General features: G+C 62.0%; 17 protein-coding genes. 6 read left to right on the top strand and 11 right to left on the bottom strand.

The window, feature by feature from the left end; all coding sequences use genetic code 11:
* Window positions 1-181: 181 nt before the first annotated feature.
* Entirely contained in the window at window positions 182-451 is a 270-nt protein-coding gene (gene rpsO / locus MSKU9_RS12225; protein WP_014105875.1) for a 30S ribosomal protein S15, read from the bottom strand.
* A gap of 24 nt (window positions 452-475) precedes the next feature.
* Window positions 476-1,396 (bottom strand): tRNA pseudouridine(55) synthase TruB, encoded by a 921-nt coding sequence (gene truB, locus MSKU9_RS12220; protein ID WP_141261693.1) that lies wholly within the window; start codon window positions 1,394-1,396, stop codon window positions 476-478.
* 253 nt (window positions 1,397-1,649) lie between these two features.
* Between truB and MSKU9_RS12215 the strand changes: the two genes are divergently transcribed.
* On the top strand, window positions 1,650-2,621 hold the full coding sequence (locus MSKU9_RS12215) for an MlaD family protein (protein WP_141261692.1): 972 nt from the start codon (window positions 1,650-1,652) through the stop codon (window positions 2,619-2,621).
* A gap of 196 nt (window positions 2,622-2,817) precedes the next feature.
* Here MSKU9_RS12215 and rbfA read toward each other — a convergent pair whose 3' ends face one another.
* Genes rbfA through rimP form a run of 5 tightly spaced genes read right to left on the bottom strand, consistent with a single transcriptional unit; the run spans window position 2,818 to window position 8,815 of the window.
* Window positions 2,818-3,231 carry a 30S ribosome-binding factor RbfA gene (rbfA, locus tag MSKU9_RS12210; RefSeq protein WP_010509158.1) on the bottom strand — a complete coding sequence of 138 codons (414 nt, stop codon included), beginning with the start codon at window positions 3,229-3,231 and terminating at the stop codon, window positions 2,818-2,820.
* 23 nt (window positions 3,232-3,254) lie between these two features.
* Complete coding sequence (infB, locus tag MSKU9_RS12205; protein ID WP_141261691.1) at window positions 3,255-5,960, bottom strand: translation initiation factor IF-2; 2,706 nt, start codon at window positions 5,958-5,960, stop codon at window positions 3,255-3,257.
* The gene (locus MSKU9_RS12200; RefSeq protein WP_141261690.1) at window positions 5,957-6,589 is read right to left on the bottom strand and encodes an RNA-binding protein; all 633 of its coding nucleotides are present in this window, start codon (window positions 6,587-6,589) and stop codon (window positions 5,957-5,959) included. Before MSKU9_RS12200 ends, infB begins: the two co-directional genes overlap by 4 nt.
* A gap of 34 nt (window positions 6,590-6,623) precedes the next feature.
* Window positions 6,624-8,174: a transcription termination factor NusA gene (gene nusA, locus MSKU9_RS12195; protein ID WP_141261689.1), complete on the bottom strand. Its 1,551-nt coding sequence runs from the start codon at window positions 8,172-8,174 to the stop codon at window positions 6,624-6,626.
* Window positions 8,175-8,194: 20 nt separating this feature from the next.
* Complete coding sequence (gene rimP / locus MSKU9_RS12190; RefSeq protein ID WP_141261688.1) at window positions 8,195-8,815, bottom strand: ribosome maturation factor RimP; 621 nt, start codon at window positions 8,813-8,815, stop codon at window positions 8,195-8,197.
* Between the two features lie 184 nt (window positions 8,816-8,999).
* Here rimP and MSKU9_RS12185 point away from each other — a divergent pair, with 184 nt between their 5' ends.
* From MSKU9_RS12185 to MSKU9_RS12175, 3 genes are all read left to right on the top strand, one after another.
* Window positions 9,000-9,629 (top strand): hypothetical protein, encoded by a 630-nt coding sequence (locus MSKU9_RS12185; RefSeq protein ID WP_141261687.1) that lies wholly within the window; start codon window positions 9,000-9,002, stop codon window positions 9,627-9,629.
* A complete protein-coding gene (locus tag MSKU9_RS12180) occupies window positions 9,626-10,900 on the top strand; it encodes an AAA family ATPase (protein WP_141261686.1) in 1,275 nt (424 codons plus the stop codon). Before MSKU9_RS12185 ends, MSKU9_RS12180 begins: the two co-directional genes overlap by 4 nt.
* Before the next feature lie 69 nt (window positions 10,901-10,969).
* Window positions 10,970-11,911, top strand: a complete 942-nt coding sequence (locus MSKU9_RS12175) for a hypothetical protein (protein WP_227002489.1) — start codon at window positions 10,970-10,972, stop codon at window positions 11,909-11,911.
* A 108-nt stretch (window positions 11,912-12,019) separates the two neighbouring features.
* On the opposite strand, the gene MSKU9_RS12170 is transcribed toward MSKU9_RS12175, so the two are convergent.
* Complete coding sequence (locus MSKU9_RS12170) at window positions 12,020-12,916, bottom strand: LysR family transcriptional regulator (RefSeq protein ID WP_141261685.1); 897 nt, start codon at window positions 12,914-12,916, stop codon at window positions 12,020-12,022.
* A gap of 231 nt (window positions 12,917-13,147) precedes the next feature.
* Window positions 13,148-15,841: an aconitate hydratase AcnA gene (acnA, locus tag MSKU9_RS12165; RefSeq protein WP_141261684.1), complete on the bottom strand. Its 2,694-nt coding sequence runs from the start codon at window positions 15,839-15,841 to the stop codon at window positions 13,148-13,150.
* Window positions 15,842-16,120: 279 nt separating this feature from the next.
* Here acnA and ccmA point away from each other — a divergent pair, with 279 nt between their 5' ends.
* Together ccmA and ccmB are read left to right on the top strand one after the other, a co-directional pair.
* Window positions 16,121-16,765 (top strand): heme ABC exporter ATP-binding protein CcmA, encoded by a 645-nt coding sequence (ccmA, locus tag MSKU9_RS12160; protein WP_193557700.1) that lies wholly within the window; start codon window positions 16,121-16,123, stop codon window positions 16,763-16,765.
* Window positions 16,766-16,788: 23 nt separating this feature from the next.
* Entirely contained in the window at window positions 16,789-17,442 is a 654-nt protein-coding gene (gene ccmB / locus MSKU9_RS12155) for a heme exporter protein CcmB (protein WP_193557701.1), read from the top strand.
* Between the two features lie 88 nt (window positions 17,443-17,530).
* Here the strand turns inward: ccmB and MSKU9_RS12150 are convergent, their stop codons facing one another.
* Together MSKU9_RS12150 and MSKU9_RS12145 are read right to left on the bottom strand one after the other, a co-directional pair.
* A complete protein-coding gene (locus MSKU9_RS12150) occupies window positions 17,531-17,923 on the bottom strand; it encodes a copper resistance CopC family protein (protein ID WP_227001063.1) in 393 nt (130 codons plus the stop codon).
* A 119-nt stretch (window positions 17,924-18,042) separates the two neighbouring features.
* Window positions 18,043-19,173, bottom strand: coding sequence for a type III PLP-dependent enzyme (locus MSKU9_RS12145; protein ID WP_141261681.1), 1,131 nt, complete (start codon window positions 19,171-19,173; stop codon window positions 18,043-18,045).
* Window positions 19,174-19,277 lie beyond the last annotated feature (104 nt).

Below are 19,277 nucleotides of genomic sequence, written 5' to 3'. Positions count from 1 at the left end.
GCTGCGATCCGGTCCGGACATCTCCGCCGTGGCGTCGGCAGCGTGTTGATGGCACCCGTTTGGTCACGGACACCGGAAAATAGCCAACCCGACCGGACACGGGCATGCAGGTGCATACGCCGTGTCCGTGCGGGTCGTGCGGGAGGAACGCATTATGACCACGTTCCCCCCATGTCGCAAATCAGCGACGCAGGCCGAGGCGCTTGATGAGCGTTTCGTAACGGGCCTGGTCCTTGCGCTTGACATAGTCCAGCAGGCGGCGGCGGCGACCGACCAGCATCAGCAGACCACGGCGCGAATGGAAATCCTTCGCATGGGTCTTCAGGTGATCGGTCAGGTTCACGATCCGCTCGGTCAGCAGGGCGACCTGTACTTCCGGCGAACCGGTGTCCGTCTCGGCGTTGCGGTATTCGCCAATCAGCGCCGTGCGGCGTTCAGCAGTAATCGACATCGTCATCTCCATTGATAATTCGGTTCACAGCATGCGTACCGATCGCAGCAGCCCGCCTTCGGGGCGGCACAGCCCGACCACACGCGCCCCATCCATCGCACGCACGACACCCGAACGGGGGTCAACGTGATCCGGCATCCGGTCCGCCAGCTGGTTCAGGTCTATTGCCTGGCCAAATGACAGGGCATCCGCTTCCTCACGGGTCAGGGCCAGCGCCGGGATGTCGGCCAGCGCGGTCGCGACCGGAAGCAACAGATCCGGTGGAGCAGGCGCGTTGTCGGCGCTTGCGACAATTTTGTCCAGTGGAATCGCATGGGATTCATCAAAAGGCCCGACGTTCAGCCGTCTCAGCGCCGCCACATGTCCCACCGTGCCACAGGCCAGCGCGATATCGCGGGCCAGCGCCCGCATGTACACGCCCTTGCCCGATTCCACCTCGAACACCGCCGTGTCTGCATCGGGGCGCGCAATCAGTTCAAAACGGTCAATCCGCGCCGGACGGGGGACCAGTTCCGGCGCATTGCCCGCGCGCGCCATATCATAAGACCGCTTCCCCCCGACCTTCAGCGCCGAAAAGACCGGCGGCACCTGCATGATGTCGCCACGGAAGGCGGCAAGGGCCGCCTCAAACGCGGCATTGTCGGGTCGCACGTCGGATACGGCGGTCACGCTGCCTTCCGCATCATCACTATCGCGCGCTTCCCCGATACGCAGGGTGAAATGATAGCGCTTGGTGCCATCCATTATATAAGGCACGGTCTTGGTTGCCCTGCCAAAGGCCACGGGCAGCAGTCCCGTCGCCAGCGGGTCCAGCGTACCGCCATGTCCTGCCTTGGCCGCGTCAAACAGGTAACGCACCCGGCCCACGACCTGGGTGGATGTCATTCCCAATGGCTTGTCCACTATCAGCCAGCCATCGAGCGGGCGTCCACGTTTGCGTCCCATTGCAGGCACCTTGATCAATGAGGGGGGAATGCCGTGCGTTTAGACGAGGCACGCATGCACGGCAATGCCCCATTCCGTCACCGGGGCTGGCCGCCTGCGTCACACGTGGTAAAAGGCGAAGCGGGCACATGCCTGCCATCCCCGCAGCCCGCTTTGCCAGTCGTGGATGTAATGTCATCTTGCAGCAAACGGACACATGGCCAAATGTGTCCGCAATCGTTTTTTATTCTGCGTCTAGGGAGACCTGAACACCATGGCTGAACGGCAGACCACGGTCGGTGCATTTGTGTTGGGTGGAGCCCTGCTTGGTGTGACGGCCATAGCGCTGTTCGGACAGTTTCATCCCTTTTCCCCCACCAGTCGGGCCGTGGTGGTGTTCGACAGTCCCATCAATGGGCTGGGCGTAGGCGCCCCCGTCACCTTCGACGGAGTGCAGGTCGGCCACGTGGACCATATTGCCGTCCAGTTTGATCCCCAGACGCATCAGGCCTTCATTCCCGTCACCCTGGAACTGCAGGCCAATGGCGCGCACATGGCGGGCAGCCATGGCAAGGTGCTGGACAGCCGCGAACTTCCGAAACTGGTGGAAAACGGGCTACGCGCCGAACTGCATATGCAGAGCTTTGTCACGGGACAGGAAGAAATCGACCTGACCTTTGACCCCAGCGTGCCCGCGCACCTGCATCCCGGCATCAGCCCGCTGCCGGAAATCCCGGCACGTGAATCGGAAATGCAGAAGCTGACCGACGCGCTGACGGCGCTGCCACTGAAAAACATCGCCAACAATGCTGATGCCATGCTGGTCAGCATCCGTACGCTGGCAGACAAGCTGGACAAGGACCTGCCCCCGCTGGTGGACAGCGTGCGCGCCACGTCCGACCATACGCGGGTGACGGTGGACACCGCGACCGATGCGATCCGTGACCTTGACCGCCAGATGGATACGACACTGGCATCCATCAACCATCTGGCCGATACCGGCACGGCGCAGCTGGATGCGCGTGGCAACGAACTACATACCCTGCTGGTCAATTCCAATGAAACGGTAACCGAGGCCAAGGGCGCGCTGGCTGGCCTGCATGACATTACCGCCCCCAGCACGGCCGATCGTTCCAATATCGATTCGTCGCTACGTGACCTTGCTGCTGCTGCGTCCGCGCTGCGTGGATTTGCCACCGATGTGGAACGTAACCCGCAGCTACTGCTGATGGGGCGGCGTAACTGACCCCTTTCCCATATTGGGACCATGAAAAAAGGCCGGTCATGGCATAATGCCAGTCCGGCCTTTTTTATAGGAATAATAAAAAGTTCTTGGGTGCCATCTTTTAAAAAGCCGACGTTCTTCTGAAGCTTTTTGAAAAAAGCTTCACCAAAAATTTTTATTCAGTAGAAAGTTGATTCTGCCGCAGGGCCGGGAAGATTCAGTCTTCGAGATCGCGCCTGACTTCCGGCTGACGCAACATGTTATCGACTTCCATTGCGTAATCCAGTGCCGTATCGGGCTGGAAATGCAGATCGGGCACGCCCCGCAGCCTGAGCGCATGGGACAGACGCGTGCGCAGGAAAGGCGTCACACGCTTGAGCGCGGGCAGCAGTTCCGCCACATCACTGCGACCCAGACGCGCCACGAATACGGTGGCATGCTTGAGATCGGGTGAGATACGCACTTCGGTCACCGTAATGCGCACATCCGCCAGATCCGGGTCACGGAATTCCGTGCGGGCAAATATTTCCGCCAGCACGCGGCGGACTTCTTCCGCCACGCGCAACTGGCGCTGTGAGGGACCAGACGCGGAATGGCCGGCAAGTTTCCCTGCCGGCCCGCTCTCGCTCATCCCTTTTCTGGATGAATTACGGCTCATGCCGGGACGAGTTCCATTTCATAACATTCGACCACATCACCTTCGCGCAGGTCATTATACCCGGCAAAGGACAGGCCGCACTCGTAACCGCGCGCCACTTCCTTGACATCATCCTTGAAGCGCTTGAGCTGGCTCAGCTCACCTTCATGGATCACGACGTTGTCACGCAGCAGACGCACGCCACAGCCACGCTTGACCACGCCTTCGGTAACGTAACAACCAGCGACCTTGCCCACCTTGGTAATTTCGAAAACCTTGCGGATTTCGGCGTAACCAAGGAACTTTTCGCGATGCTTGGGCGCAATCTTGCCACGGACCAGCTGCTCCACATCATCAGCAACCTGATAGATGATGGAATAGTAGCGGATATCCACACCTTCACGCTGTGCCAGTTCACGCGCCTGCGCCGTGGCGCGGACGTTAAAGGCAATGATGACGGCGCCGGACGCCTTGGCCAACTGCACATCACTTTCAGTGATCTGGCCGACCGTGGCGTTCAGCACGCGGATCTTGACTTCCTCATGCTCCAGCTTCTGCACCGTGGCTTCAAGCGCCTCGGCCGAACCCTGCACGTCCGCCTTGATCAGGACGGCAACTTCCTTCTGCGCACCAGCCTGAATACGGGCCAGCATCTGGTCCAGCGTGCCGCGTGCAGCAGTCTGGCCGGCTGCCGTGCGATCCTTGATCACGCGCTGACGGAATTCCGAGATTTCGCGTGCGCGATTCTCGTTTTCGACCACCACGAACGGCTCACCTGCACCCGGCACGCCGGTAATACCCAGGATTTCAACCGGCATGGACGGACCGGCTTCACCCAGCTGGCGATTACGGTCGTCGATCATGGCGCGAACGCGGCCCCATTCGGCCCCGGCCACTACAATATCGGTGCGGCGCAGCGTGCCTTTCTGGACCAGCACGGTCGCAACCGGGCCACGACCACGGTCAAGACGGCTTTCGATAACCGAACCTTCGGCAACACGATCCGGATTCGCTTTCAGATCAAGAATTTCGGCCTGCAGCAGGATGGCTTCCTCAAGCTTGTCCAGCCCGGTGCGCTTGAGCGCCGAAACTTCGACATCCTGTGTATCGCCGCCCATGCTTTCCACCACGATTTCGTGGTTCAGCAGTTCCTGACGCACGCGGTCGGGGTTCGCACCCGGCTTGTCGCATTTGTTGATCGCCACGATGATCGGGGCATCAGCCGCCTTGGCATGCTTGATGGCTTCGATCGTCTGCGGCATCACACCGTCATCCGCCGCAACCACCAGCACCACCACGTCGGTTACCGATGCACCACGGGCACGCATGGCCGTAAAGGCTTCATGACCCGGGGTGTCAATGAAGGTAATCTTCGCACCCGATGCCAGGGTTACCTGATACGCACCGATATGCTGCGTAATGCCACCGGCTTCACCATTGGCGACATCGGTGGTGCGCAGCGCGTCAAGTAGCGAGGTCTTGCCGTGATCGACATGACCCATGACGGTCACGACCGGCGGACGCGGCCTGAGGTCCTCGGCCTTGTCCTCGATCCCCTCGATCCCGATTTCAACATCGCTGTCGGACACACGGCGCACGCGGTGACCGAATTCCTGTACGACCAGTTCAGCGGTATCCGCATCGAGCGACTGCGTAACCGTCGCCATGACGCCCATTTTCATCAGTGCCTTGATGACTTCGCCCTGACGGGCAGCCATACGGTTGGCAAGTTCCTGCACCGTGATGGTTTCAGGCAGGACCACGTCACGCACCACACGGACCTGATCGGAACGCAGGCGTTCCAGTTCGGCCTGGCGGCGTTCACGCTCGCGCTGACGGCGAACGGATGCGAGCGAACGGGTCTTGTCGTCATCCCCTTCGATCGCGGCCTGCACGTCAATGCGACCAGCGCGACGGCTGTCATTGTTCTTCTTCGCACCGCCCGAGGGGCGGCGACCGGGCGCGGCGTTGCCGGGTCGACGGCTGGGACGACGTTCTTCCTCGCCCCCTTCCGCACGGCCACTGCGCAGGCGCAGGGTCTCACCTGCACCAGCGGCAGTACGTCCGGCACCACCTGCAGCGTTGCCGCCACCTGCCGGACGCGCGGGACGCAGCGGCTGTGCCGGCATGATCGCACGTTCGGCCAGCGGACGCAGACGCTGCATCGGCGGCGCAAGCGTGACCTCACCGGGAATTGGCACGGAGGAGACAACCGGCCCTTCCGGTTCGGCGGATTCCGCCGGTTCGGACGCGCCCTGTGCCGCGGCACTGCGGGCTTCCTGTTTGCGGGCCTCGACCTCAGCCGCGGCATCTGCCTTTGCGCGTGCCTCTTCTTCGGCACGGCGGGCATTTTCCTCTTCCTGGCGACGGGCTTCTTCCGCAGCAGAGAGGATCGTGATCTTCTCCTGCTCGCGCGCGTCCTTTTCGCGCTGGATGGCGGCGCGGCGCTGTTCGTCCAGCACGCGCTGGCGGGTTGCCAGCTCGGCTGCCGTCAGCGCGCGACCTCCCCGTCCCCCGGCGCGACCGCCAGCCGGCCCCGATCCGTTACCTGCGGCCCCGGCCCCGCGCTTCTTGCGCACCTCGACCTGAACCACTTTTGACCGACCATGGCTGAAGCTCTGTCGCACGGAACCGGCATCCACCGTCCGTCCGACTTCCCTACGGCCCGCCGGCCGCAGGGACAAGCGTCCCTTACCCTGATCCTGATCGTTGCCTTCGCTCATGTACCCGCCTGTTCACACCGTCCGGCGGAACACTCCGCCGAATTCGGGCTGGCCCTGCCGGACAAACCCGCAAAACGTTCACTCTCGATACGGAAACGGCGCGCCAGTTCACCATGCAGCATCGCCGCATGAACAACATGGTCGCGGCCAAATGCCGCACCCAGACCCGATGCCGTAGGAACAACCGTAACCGGAAGGTCCCGTGCACCAGACAAAACTCTCTTCCTCTCGTCGGGGCTGCCATCGGCGGCCTGGATAACCAGACCGGCCCGACCGCCCACAACCCACTCACGCACCTTGGCGAAACCACAGACAATCTGTCCGGCCCGCCGCGCCAGTCCTGCAACATCCATCATGCGCCGCAGCAACCCGTCTTCAATAAGATGGGTCAGGTCAGGGTGAATAACAACCCTTCCCCGTGCCGCACGAGCGAATGCGCCACGTGTGCGTGCTGTTTCTAACACATCCGCACGCGCGCTCAACCAAATTCCCCGTCCGGGCAGACGTGCGGAAAGATCAGGGATCACGACTCCGTCCGGGGAAATGACAAACCTGATCATTTCCTCCTTCGGCAGCCGGACACGGGTGACGGCACAGCGGCGCAGCGGACCGCGCTCTTCATGTCCCATGTCGCCCGCGTCTTCCGCGGTCAGATGTCCCTGTTCAGACGTCGGACGTCTCCTGTTCGTCGGCCCGGTCTTCACCAGCCCTGTCGTCTTCATCAAACCAGTGCGCACGCGCCGCCATGATGATTTCGTTGGCTGCATCCTCATCAATCGCATCGCTGCCGAGGATTTCAACCAGTTCATCACCGGCAAGGTCAGCCAGGTCATCAAGCGTCTTCACGCCCTTCTCACCCAGCGTCACCAGCATCTGGTTGGTGAACACACCAAGCGCCGCGATGTCATCGGTGACACCCAGCGCCCGGCGCTTGTTATCCAGTTCTTCTTCCTGACCCGCAAGGTAGCCTTCGGCGCGACGGACCAGTTCACTGGCCACGTCCTCGTCAAAACCTTCGATGTTGGCCAGCTCCTCGGAGTCGGCAAACGCCAGCTCCTCGATGGAATGGAACCCTTCGGTCACCAGCAGGCCGGCAATGACGTCATCAACATCCAGCGCCTCGACAAACAGGTTGCTGCGGCGACGGAATTCTTCCTGGCGACGTTCCGATTCCTCGGCTTCGGTCAGGATGTCGATGTCCCAGCGCGTCAACTGGCTGGCAAGACGGACATTCTGCCCACGCCGTCCGATGGCAAGGCTGAGCTGGTCATCAGGGACGACAACCTCGACCCGGCCAGCTTCCTCATCCATCACCACCTTGCTGACTTCAGCCGGGGCAAGGGCGTTGACGACGAAGGTCGCGGCCTGCGGGCTCCACGGTATGATATCGATCTTTTCGCCCTGCAGTTCCTTCACGACTTCCTGAACGCGGCGACCTCGCACACCGACGCAGGCACCAACCGGATCGATCGATGCATCGCGGGAGATAACGGCCATCTTCGCACGCGAACCGGGGTCACGGGCCACAGCCTTGATCTCGATGATGCCATCATAGATCTCGGGCACTTCCTGCGCGAACAGCTTGGCAAGGAATGCCGGATGCGTACGGGACAGGAAGATCTGCGGGCCACGCGGCTCATCACGCACATCATAGATATAGGCGCGCACGCGGTCGGAATTGCGGAAGCTTTCACGCGGGATCAGTTCATCACGGCGCAGCAGGGCTTCGGCATCCCCGATCTCGACCAGCAGGTTGCCGTATTCCGTACGCTTGACGGTGCCGTTGACGATCTCGCCCACGCGGTCCTTGAAGTCGTTGAACTGGCGGCGGCGTTCATATTCGCGCACGCGCTGGACAATGACCTGCTTTGCCGTCTGCGCCGCGATGCGACCGAAGTCGATGGGCGGCAGCGGATCGATCAGGTATTCACCCAGCTGGATCTCGGGCTTGAACTTGCGCGCGATGTAGAGCGGGATCTGGGTTTCCTCGTTCTCCACCGTCTCGACCGCTTCGGTCCAGCGCGACAGCCGGACATCGCCCGTCTTGCGGTCGATGGTGGCGCGGATATCCTTTTCATGACCGTATTTTGCGCGGCCGGCCTTCTGGATGGCCTGTTCCATCGCTTCCAGCACTTCTTCACGGTCGATCGACTTTTCCCGCGCTACGGCATCGGCAACCAGCAGCAGTTCGGGACGGGCAACGGACGTATCCATCAGTGTCTCCACAACATCGTTCAGTTGGCCTTGCGCGCCGGCTTGCGGTCGGGCTTGCCAGGGGCCTTCTGCGTTCCGGCCGGAGCATTTTCATCCCCCGGCCCGTTTTCGTCGCTGGCGGCATCCGGCTTCATCATCCGGGCGCTCGCCTCGATCAGTTCGTCGGTCAGGACCAGCCGCGCCTTGCGCATTTCAGCGAAAGGCAGCGCGACCTCGGCCCCGTCATCCAGCCGCATCAGGCCATGGCCGTCGCGCGCGCCCAGCACGATGCCGGCAAAGCGCTTGCGGCCATCAATGGGCATGTTCATCTCGGCCCGGGCAAGGTGCCCCGCGAACCGTTCCCAGTCCTTGGCGCGCGTCAGGGGGCGGTCGATCCCGGCAGACGAAACCTCCAGCGTCCAGGCACCCGGCAGCGGGTCCTCGACATCCAGTATCGCGCCCACCGCATGGCTGATCTGTTCGCAGTCTTCAATGGCGATGAGCGTGCCATCCGCACGGTCCGCCATGATCTGCACCGTGGGGGATTCGCGTCCCAGCACCGCCACGCGCACAAGGTCAAAGCCCATGTCGGCCAGTGCGGGCGCGATCATTTCGGCAATACGGGCATCAAGGCCCGTCAGGAATGGCAGATCAGCGTCCAATGCAAAAAAGGCAGCCCTGCGGCCACCCCCCAAAGAAAAAACCAGAGATGAAGGAATTGCCCGTACCATAGGTCACGCCCACCGTAACCGCAAGAACTATATGTCCGGGCAGACGTTACATTTCCTGCATCTTAACGTCTTGCCATATCATACCCCTGACCCACATTATGCACGCATGACGCCCTTGAACTCACCGCCGGAACCCGCACGGGAACGCAGTGAACGCTCATCCAGCCGCAGGCTGGTTGTGGTGGGGCTGATCGCGGCCGTTGTCGCGGGCGGCGGTCTGGGCACGGGTGGCTTCATGGCGGCGCGTGAAGGCGGCAGTGGCAGCCAGACACCCCCCGTTGCCGCCGAAGCGGGCGGCGGCGGCACCAGCGACGGCACGCACCTCATGCTGAACGCCCCGGTACAGAACCGGCCTGACATGATGGGCCAGATGCCCATGATCGCACCCGATCGCGCGGCAGAAATGCTGCGCCAGACATCCTATTCCATACAGCAGCAGGCCGAGATCATGGCTGCGCTGAAGCGCCGCGACATCATACTGGCCGACATGCCCATGTATGACATGACAGGCGGCAACGCGGTGGTGAACGTGCAGTCACTGGGACTGGTGCAGACAGTACACCTTGGCCCGCAGCCCAAAAGCGTCATCCTGCCCATCCGCGTGGCGGGCAATGTGTCCATTACCGCGGCAGGAGACCCGGGGCCGGTCGGCATCCATGCGGGCGCGGTATTCGTGCCCGGCCCCACGGCGCTGCCCGTGCTGACGCGTGACACCGAAATCGTGATCGGGGTAGTCGTACAATGAAACCGCTCTATCCGGCGCTAATGGAGCGGCTGGTACCCCTCATCATGGTCATTTTCCTGGTGCTGGGCAGCTTTCAGGCGGCGATGGCGTTGCATCTTTCGCTCGCCAGCCTGCGGCATTTCATGGAATGGTGTGCCCCGGCCTATCCGGTCGTGGCAGCGGCCAGCGCCTTGCTGGCGCTGACCGGGCTGTGGTTCGAGAACCGGGCCGAAAAACTGGCCCGCAAGGGGATCCGACGCAGACGGGGATGGATAATGGACGTACTCGCCAGGCTGACCAATCGCAGCGCGCTGGAGGAAATGCTGGCGCGCGAACAGAAAGAAACCGTGATCGACGCGGAGGAACTGGCCGCAAGCCTGCGCGCCCGCGTGATCGGCCAGGACCAGGTGTGCGAGGACGTGGCGACCCAGTTGCGCCGCCGCCTGGCGCTGCAGGTCCGTGGCAAGCCGGTGGGTATCTTCCTGCTGGCAGGTCCCCCGGGCACGGGCAAGACCTATCTGTCCAAGCAGCTGGCGCGCCAGCTTGACCGTCCTCTGCTGAATTTCGACATGACGCAGATGAGTTCCCCCCATGCCGCGACCCAGTTGTTCGGCTCCCCCAAGGGGTATGTAGGGTCGGATACATACGGCAAGCTGACCGGCGGGCTGAAGGAAAAGCCCGACGCGGTGGTGCTGCTGGATGAAATTGAGAAAGCGCATCCCGACGTTTTCAAGAAATTCCTGACCGCGTGGAACGATGGCCATGTGACCGAAGCTTCCACCGGGCAGCAGATTTCCACCGTACGCTGCATTTTCATGCTGACGTCCAATATTGCCACCGAAGCCCTGACCGAAATTGCAGACCGGCTTGCGGATGAACCCGACAAGATGCGCGCCGAATCGGTTGAAGCCCTGCGTCAGGCCGGTTTTGCGCCGGAAGTGCTGAACCGTCTGGACCGCATTTTCATCTTCCGTCCTCTGGAAGGACTCGACATCGCGCGTGTCTCGGCGCTTGAGATCGAGGCCATGATCGACAGCTACGGCCTGAAGGTCGAAACCGGCGGCATCGACCCCGCCCTGCTGTTTGAAGTCATGCGCCGGCAGGACCGCATGGGTCCCGCCGCCAGCGCACGTGATCTGGCGCGGTCCATTGAGGACATGATCAGCGACTCGCTCATCACCGCCCGCCAGCAGGGGGCGAAACTGGTGCGCATCGTCTCCAGCGAAGATGGCGTCGTGGCTGAAATCGCGGATGCCAACCGCGATGCCCAGCGCGCGCCGATCAGTTCCTGACCCATGCGGATGGTATCACGTTTCCGGCCCCGGCGACCGGCCGTCGCGGCCTGTGGCATGGACTGCTGAATGTCTGCTTTTTCGCGCTTATGGCACCGGGCACCGATATGGCGGTTCTGCCTTTACATGATCGTGCCGTTCACGGTGCTGACGCTGATCTTCCCGCCAGCCTACCTGACGCGCCTGCTTCCCCGGCTGGCGGCGCTGTCCTCCAGCATTCATAACCGGCTGGGCATGCATGATGCCCCGGCTAGGGGTGAAGGCAGCGGGGACGGCAATGGGGAGGACGGCGTCATCACCATGATGCCGATCACCGACCGGCTGACCAAGGCGATTCCGTTTGCAGGTCGCATCCTGCCGTTGCCCGAGGGCACATGGCACCCGGTCATGAACATCATCAACGGCCCGCATGGGGAAGTGCTGGAAAATGTCCTGATCCGTGTGGAAGGTCATGTCGTCACCGGCATGATCGGGGCGGAAGGCAGCACCCAGCCCGTGCCGGAAACGGCCATTACGTCCATCGATTCCAGCTGCCATGACGACCGGAATTACATGTCGCGCGTCCTGACCGCACACCCGCCGTCAATGGAATGCTGGTTTACCACGGCGGTCTATCCTGCCTCGATCAACCGTACGGCCATCATCGCCAACCGGCTGAAGGAAGAAGGATTCATCCTGCCACCCGTACTGCTGAAAGCCGGGTGGAGCTACAGCACGCCTGCGGGTGACCACAACGTCAATGTCGAGACGGTGACCATTTTCCTCAATCCCGTGAACACCGACAGCACCAAGATGCTGCGCACACCTGATTACTGGGCCAAGGACACACTGGGCCAGCAGCCCGCCGCCAGCGATTTCGTCAAGCGGACGAATACATGGATGGCCGGCTGGGCACAGGTCCTGCATGACGGGTTCAACAGCGACATGCTGGCATCAAGCGATGAACAGCGCGCCCGTCTGGCGCACGATCCCGCAGCACCCCAGCCAGGACGGGGCAGCCCGCTGGACTAGGTTACAAGAAACAAAAGTTTTTGGATGCCGCAACAAAGCTTCACCAAAAACTTTCTTTTTCGGGGCAGGCTTCTGGAGCAGTTTTACCTGCATGAAGGGCGCAAAAACCTAGCCCTGCCGTAAGACGTCTGAAATCTCAATCAGGAAATCCAGCACCGTGCGGGTACGCAGCGGCAGGGTGCGCGGTCCCGTATGGACGGCATAGAAAGGCAGTTCCGGTATCGTCCATTCCGGCAGCAGGTGCTTCAGCCGCCCGGCCGCAATGTCTTCTTCCACCTGGAATGTCGGCAGCATGCCAATCCCCAGCCCCGCACGCACTGCCTGCAGCACGGCTTCGCTACTGTTGGCACGGAAGGGACCACTGGCCGCCACCGTGGTTTCAGCTTCCCCCTTGCGGGCAAACTGCCAGTCGTGGCGGGTGCCACCGTAGCTATAGGCAATGCAGGGATGATTGAGCAGGTCACGCGGATGTTCGGGCGTGCCACGACGGGCAAGGTAGTCAGTTGACGCCACCACGCAGCGATGGACCGAGCCAAGCCTGCGGGCAATCAGCGACCCTTCGGCAATGGAACCGATGCGAATGGCAAGGTCCAGGCCTTCTTCCACCAGATCACCGAATCCATCACGCATGACCAGTTCAACCGACAGGTCGGGATGTTCCTCCAGCAGGCTGCTCAGCCGACTGGTCAGGTACAGGCCGAACGCCGTGGTTACCCCCAGCCGCACCAGCCCCGAAACCGAAGCCCGCCTGCGGCCAAGCGCCGTTTCCGCCGTTTCCAGTATTTCCAGCACTTCATAGGCATGCGGCAGCAGGCTGCGCCCGTCTTCCGTCATCATCAGGCTGCGGGTGGTACGGGCGAACAGGGTCGCGCCATAATGGGCTTCAAGCAACGCAATATGACGGGAAATGGTGGGCTGGCTGGCCCCCGTTTCCCTTGATACCGCCGAGAATGAACCCGTGGCGGCCACACGGACGAAGCTATGCAAGGCAGAAAGCAGATCCATGAAGCCCAGCGTCCTCAGCTATGTTATTACATAGTCATAGCTTTAAACGGCATCTTATTTATGCACAACACAGAGAAAAGACACCACCGATATGTGTAAAATGCAACGGTAACACCGCAAACCTATGCTGAATATGCATATATGATCTGTTCATAAAAAAACGGCGGCCCGCATCATACGGACCGCCGTCTTGTCATTCCATCCCGGCCAAAGCCGGGACAGATCGTGTGATTACGCGGCCTTGGTCATGCCACGCAGCACGGTCTGGAGAATGCCGCCATTGCGGAAATACTCCACCTCATCCAGCGTATCGACACGGCACAGCAGGGGCACATCCTGCCTGGAGCCATCGGCGCGGGTGATGGTCATGGTCATCGTCATACGCGGCGTGATCTTGTCCAGACCACGGATTTCAAAGGTCTCGTCACCCTTCAGGCCCAGCGTCTTGCGCGTCGTGCCTTCCTCGAACAGCAGCGGCAGCACGCCCATGCCCACCAGGTTGGAACGGTGGATACGCTCGAAGCTTTCAGCAACAACCGCACGCACGCCCAGCAGCAGGGTGCCCTTGGCCGCCCAGTCGCGCGAGGAGCCCATGCCATATTCCTTGCCGCCGATCACGACCAGGGGCACGCCCTCCTTCTTGTATTCCATCGCCACATCGTAGATGGAGCCTTCCTTGCCGTCCGGGAAGTGCCTGGACACGCCCCCTTCGGTGCCGGGCAGCATCTCGTTCTTGATGCGGATGTTGGCAAACGTGCCACGCACCATCACGCGGTCATTGCCACGACGCGAACCGTAGGAGTTGAAGTCCTTTTTCGCGACGCCATGCTCCTCAAGGTATTTTCCAGCCGGCGAGCTTTCCTTGATCGCGCCGGCAGGCGAGATGTGGTCGGTCGTGATATTGTCACCCAGCAGGGCCAGCAGACGCGCGCCGATGATGTCGCCACGCGGCTTGGGCTCGGGCGTGATGTCCTGGAAGTACGGCGGATCCTGCACGTAGGTGGAAGAGGCATCCCACTTGTACGTCTCGGAACCGGTGGCGACTTTCAGCGCCTGCCATTCCTTCGTGCCCTGACTGACGTGCTTGTAGCGGTTGATGAACTCCTCACGCGTAATCGCGGACCCCATCAGGGCGGCGATTTCGTGGTTGGTCGGCCAGATGTCCTTCAGGTACACCGGCTTGCCATCCTTGGAGGTGCCCAGCGGCGTGGTGGTGATGTCCTCACGCATGGTGCCCAGCAGGGAATACGCCACGACCAGCGGCGGGCTGGCGAGGTAGTTGGCGCGCACGTTCGGCGAAATGCGGCCTTCGAAGTTACGGTTGCCCGACAGCACGGACACCGCAACCAGCTTGTTGCCTTCGATCGCATCGACGATGTGATCTTCCAGCGGGCCGGAGTTACCGATACAGGTCGTGCAGCCATAGCCCACGGTGTTGAAGCCCATCGCGTCCAGTTCAGCCTGCAGGCCCGCGCGGTTGAGGTAGTCGGTGACAACCTGCGATCCCGGTGCGAGCGAGGTCTTGACCCACGGCTTGGGCTTCAGGCCCAGCGCACGTGCCTTTTTCGCCACCAGACCTGCCGCGATCAGCACGGCGGGGTTGGAGGTATTGGTGCACGAGGTGATGGCCGCGATCACCACGTCGCCGTGGCCGATCTCGTAATTGGTGCCGGCCACCTTGGCCTTCTTGTTCTTGTCGGCTTCGGGCACGCCCAGGCTGCCGGTCAGTTCTTTCTCGAACGCCTTGTCCGCACCCTTCAGCACCACGCGGTCCTGCGGGCGCTTGGGGCCGGCGATGGACGGCACGATGGTCTCAAGGTTGAGTTCCAGCGTATCGGTGAACACGGGGTGCGCCGATTCGGCATGACGGAACATGCCCTGTGCCTTCAGGTATTCCGCCGTCAGCTTGATGCGGTGTTCTTCACGGCCAGTCTGGCGCAGGTAATCCAGCGTCAGGTCGTCAACAGGGAAGAAGCCGCAGGTCGCGCCATATTCCGGTGCCATATTGGCAATGGTCGCACGGTCGGCAACCGGCAGGTGGTCAAGGGCGGGACCAAAGAATTCGACAAACTTGCCGACAACGCCCTTCTTGCGCAGCATCTGGGTGACTGTCAGCACCAGGTCAGTGGCGGTGGCACCCTCGGGCAGCTTCCCGACCAGCTTGAAGCCGATCACGTCGGGGATGAGCATAGCGATCGGCTGGCCCAGCATCGCGGCTTCCGCCTCGATCCCGCCAACGCCCCAGCCCAGCACGCCCATGCCGTTGACCATGGTGGTGTGACTGTCGGTACCGAACAGGGTATCGGGATAGGCATAGTCCTTGCCATCCACATTCGCCGTCCACACCGCCTGCGCGATGTATTCCAGGTTCACCTGGTGGCAGATCCCGGTGCCCGGCGGCACGACGGAGAAGTTCTCAAACGCTTCCTGACCCCAGCGCAGGAAGGCATAGCGTTCGCCGTTGCGCTCGAACTCGATGGTCACGTTGTCCTGCAGCGCTTCGGGCGAGCCCGCCACGTCCACCATGACCGAGTGATCGATCACCAGGTTGACGGGAACCAGCGGGTTCACCTTCTGCGGGTCGCCCTTCAGCTTCAGGATACCATCGCGCATCGCGGCCAGATCGACCACGGCGGGAACGCCGGTGAAATCCTGCATCAGGATACGCGCGGGCTTGAAGGGAACTTCCTTCGTGCTGCGCCCTTCCTTCAGCCATTCCGCAATGGCCTTGGCATCCTCAACCGAATAGGAATGCCCGTCCTCGAACCGCAGCACGTTTTCCAGCAGCACTTTCAGGCTGACCGGCAGGCGGCTGACGGAGCCGATTGTCTTTTCAGCTTCCGGGATTGAGAAATAATGATAGGTCTTGCCGTCCACATTCAGTGTGCGGCCCGTTTTCATTGAGTCGTGCCCAACCGTCTTCATTGGCTTTGTTTCCTCCGAGGCATCAGCAACGGATCGTCCCGTATGACCGTTTTCCCGCGCCCCATTTCCATGGGGCGCGATTTGCGGCCTTGTCGGGGACAACCTGCTTGATCTCCCAACGGGGGTAGAACATACCCGGACGCGGTTGCGACACAAGCTGGACCCGGTAACAAGAAAGCGGGAGCGGGCGTTTTTTTTCACCCGCCCGCCCCATCACCCACCGATCGGAGGATTTCCGTCATTCCTGCCTTTACTCCCCCCGGCCGCCCCCTGCTGGAAGTGGAAAATATATCGGTTTTCCGCGGTGAACGGCTGGTTCTGGACCGTGTCGGCTTTACGCTGGATGCGGGCGACGCCCTGCTCCTGACCGGGCCGAACGGTGCTGGCAAGTCCACTTTGCTGCGCGTGCTTGCGGGTTTGCGCAAACCGGAAGGCGGCCATGTTCTGTGGTCCGGGGTCGATGCGCTGGCCGATCGCAGCCAGCATGCCGGACGGGTGGCCTATCTGGGCCATCAGGATGCGCTGAAGCTGGGACTGACACTGCGTGAAAACCTGACGCTGGCAGCGCGCGCCAGTGGCGGGAATCCTGATTTGTGTATGAAATCGCTTAATATTTCCGGGCTGGCCGACCTGCCCGCGCGTATGCTGTCAGCGGGGCAGAAACGGCGTGCGGCGCTGGCGCGTGTCCTGCTGGCGCAGGCCCCGCTATGGCTGCTGGATGAACCCAGCCTGGGACTGGACATCAACACGATGGGCCTGCTGGGCACGCTGTTTGCGGCCCACCGGCAGGCTGGCGGAATTGTGATTGCAACCACCCATGTTCCCCTGCCCCTTCCCAATGCCCGCACGCTGGCGCTGCCGGGCCTGAACGAATCCGACATCCCGCAACCGATGGAGGATTTCCCCGAGGACGACCTGCTGTGAAATTCCAGATTCCCTCCCTCATCATGGCCATTCTGGAACGTGATCTGCGGCTTGCCCTGCGCCATGGGGCGGATACGCTGGGCGCCGTGCTGTTCTTCATCCTTGCGGGCGCGCTGTTTCCGCTGGCCCTTGGCCCCTCGCCCGAACTGCTGCGGCGTATGGCGCCAGGCATTGTCTGGGTGTGTGCGCTTCTCGCTGCCCTCCTGCCGCTGGACCGTCTGTTCGGTGCGGAGCTGGAGGACGGATCACTGGACCAGCTCCTGATGACCGGACTGCCCGCCTCCCTTATCGCGCTGGCAAAAATGATGGCCCACTGGCTGACGACCGGCCTGCCGCTGCTACTGGCTGCGGGGCCGCTGGCCATCATGCTGGGCATGCCCACGGGCAGCATGGTCGTGCTGCTGACCGGGCTGTTCCTTGGCACGCTGATCCTGTCACTGATCGGGGGCATGGCGGCGTCGGTGGTGCTGGGCGCGCGACGGGGCGGCGTGCTGCTGCCGCTGCTGGTGCTGCCACTGACCACGCCCGCGCTGATTTTTGGCGCGGCAGCGCTGGATGCGGCCCAGACCGGCCTGTCATGGGGACCGGACCTTGAACTGCTGGGCGCCTTTCTGGCCGCGGCGATTCCCCTGTGCCCGCTGGCAGCGGGAGCCGGACTGCGGGCCGCTGTAGAATAAAAGGGAAATTTTTTGGTGAAGCTGTTTTTCAGAAAGGCAGCGCCCGAAAACTTTTATTCTTATTTATCAATCTTTCGGACCCGGCAGCCTATCTGGTTGCAACGGGTGCCGAGGGAGCGCCAACGTCAAACGGTAGCGTCCCCTGCACCGGGTCGCCCGTCCGTGCCCGCATGCGCCAGTGCAGGACATAGTGACCCGGTGTCAGCGTCACGCTGGTGGCAATGGACTGCTGTTCATCATCAATAGGGGATGCAGGCAGCAGTTGCGGCACCCCACTGGGACCAAGCAGCAGCAGGCGGGCACGGAATGGGTCGATCACAGTGTCGAACGACAGCTTTACGGCTACGTTGCCCACAGCAACATGCTGTCCCGGCATGGGTTCCGAATGTACCAGCACCGGGGCGGCGCAGGCCTGCGCCATAACCATGCCGGACAGGACGGCTGACAGGCCAGTCATGCGCAGCATTGAAAAAAAGGACACGGGAACGACACCTCCGGCATGGTTGAACCTTGCGTGTGTATTCCCCCGATATGCGAAGGGCGGCAAGACCTTCGTCCCGCCGCCCTGCATTTTGGCTGACCCCACAGGGCCATGGCGTATCAGATATAATGTTCCTGAATCGGCTTCAGGCCATTGAACCCGGTCGAACAGTAGGTCGAGACATACGCCCCCGTGGACAGCAGTTCGATCCGGTCCCCCGACGCCAGCCCCAGCGGCAGGGCGTAGGGGGTCTTTTCATACATGATGTCCGCGCCATCGCAGGTCGGACCCGCAATGGCGACGGGGCCGGTGGCCGTTCCGTCATGCGGGGTACGGATACCGTAGCGGATGGCTTCGCCTTCGGTCTCCGCCAGGCCACCGAAGCGCCCGATGTCCAGATAGACCCAGCGCACGCCATCATCGATGCCACGGCGGCTGACCAGTACCACTTCGGACGACACCACGCCCGCGTCACCAACAATGAAACGACCCGGCTCGACAATCATTTCCGGCAGGTCATTGCCGAAATGTTCGGTCATGGCGTGGCTGATCGCCAGCGCGAAGCTGTCGATTCCCGGCACGTCGTCACGGTACCGGATGGGGAACCCGCCACCCAGATTGACCATGCGCAGGTCAAGCCCGGCCGCTTTCAGGTCGGTAAACAGCATGCCCACGCGCGCGATGGCGGCTTCATACGCGCCGGTCGCCGTCTGCTGGCTGCCCACATGGAAGGACAGTCCATACGGGTCCAGCCCCAGGTCACGGGCACGCAGCATGAGGTCACGCGCATTGTCCAGCGTCGTGCCGAACTTGCGCGACAGCGGCCAGTCGGCGCCTTCGTTTTCCACGATAAGGCGGCAGTAGACGCGCGAACCCGGCGCATGGCGGGCCAGCTTTTCCAGTTCTTCCGCGCAGTCGAAGGCGAACATGTCCACACCCGCGGCAAAGGCGCGGGCGATGTTGGACGCCTTCTTGACGGTGTTGCCAAAGGAGACATCAGCCGGACGCGCACCCGCATCGAGGCACATGGAGATTTCTTCCCACGACGCGGCGTCGAACGCCGAACCCAGACCCACCAGGCGGGTCAGGATTTCACGGGCGGGATTGGCCTTGACGGCATAATAGATCCGGGCCAGCGGCAGCGCATCGCGCAGCGCGCGATAGCGTTCTTCCACCCGGTCAACGTCAACGACAAGGCAAGGCGTAGCAGGCGACTGCTCAGCCAGATAACGAGCGATTTTGGGAGTCATCGCACCCAAATCCCTTCTGTACTGCCGTCCGGATGGATACAATTCTGGGATTGCACAAACGGACAGATGTTGCGAAACGGTCTAACGGACCAGCGACCAATTAA

The sequence above is a fragment of the Komagataeibacter diospyri genome (assembly GCF_006538165.1).
GTDB classification, from domain to species: Bacteria; Pseudomonadota; Alphaproteobacteria; order Acetobacterales; family Acetobacteraceae; genus Komagataeibacter; species Komagataeibacter diospyri.
This window is presented reverse-complemented; position numbering and strand designations above follow the sequence as displayed.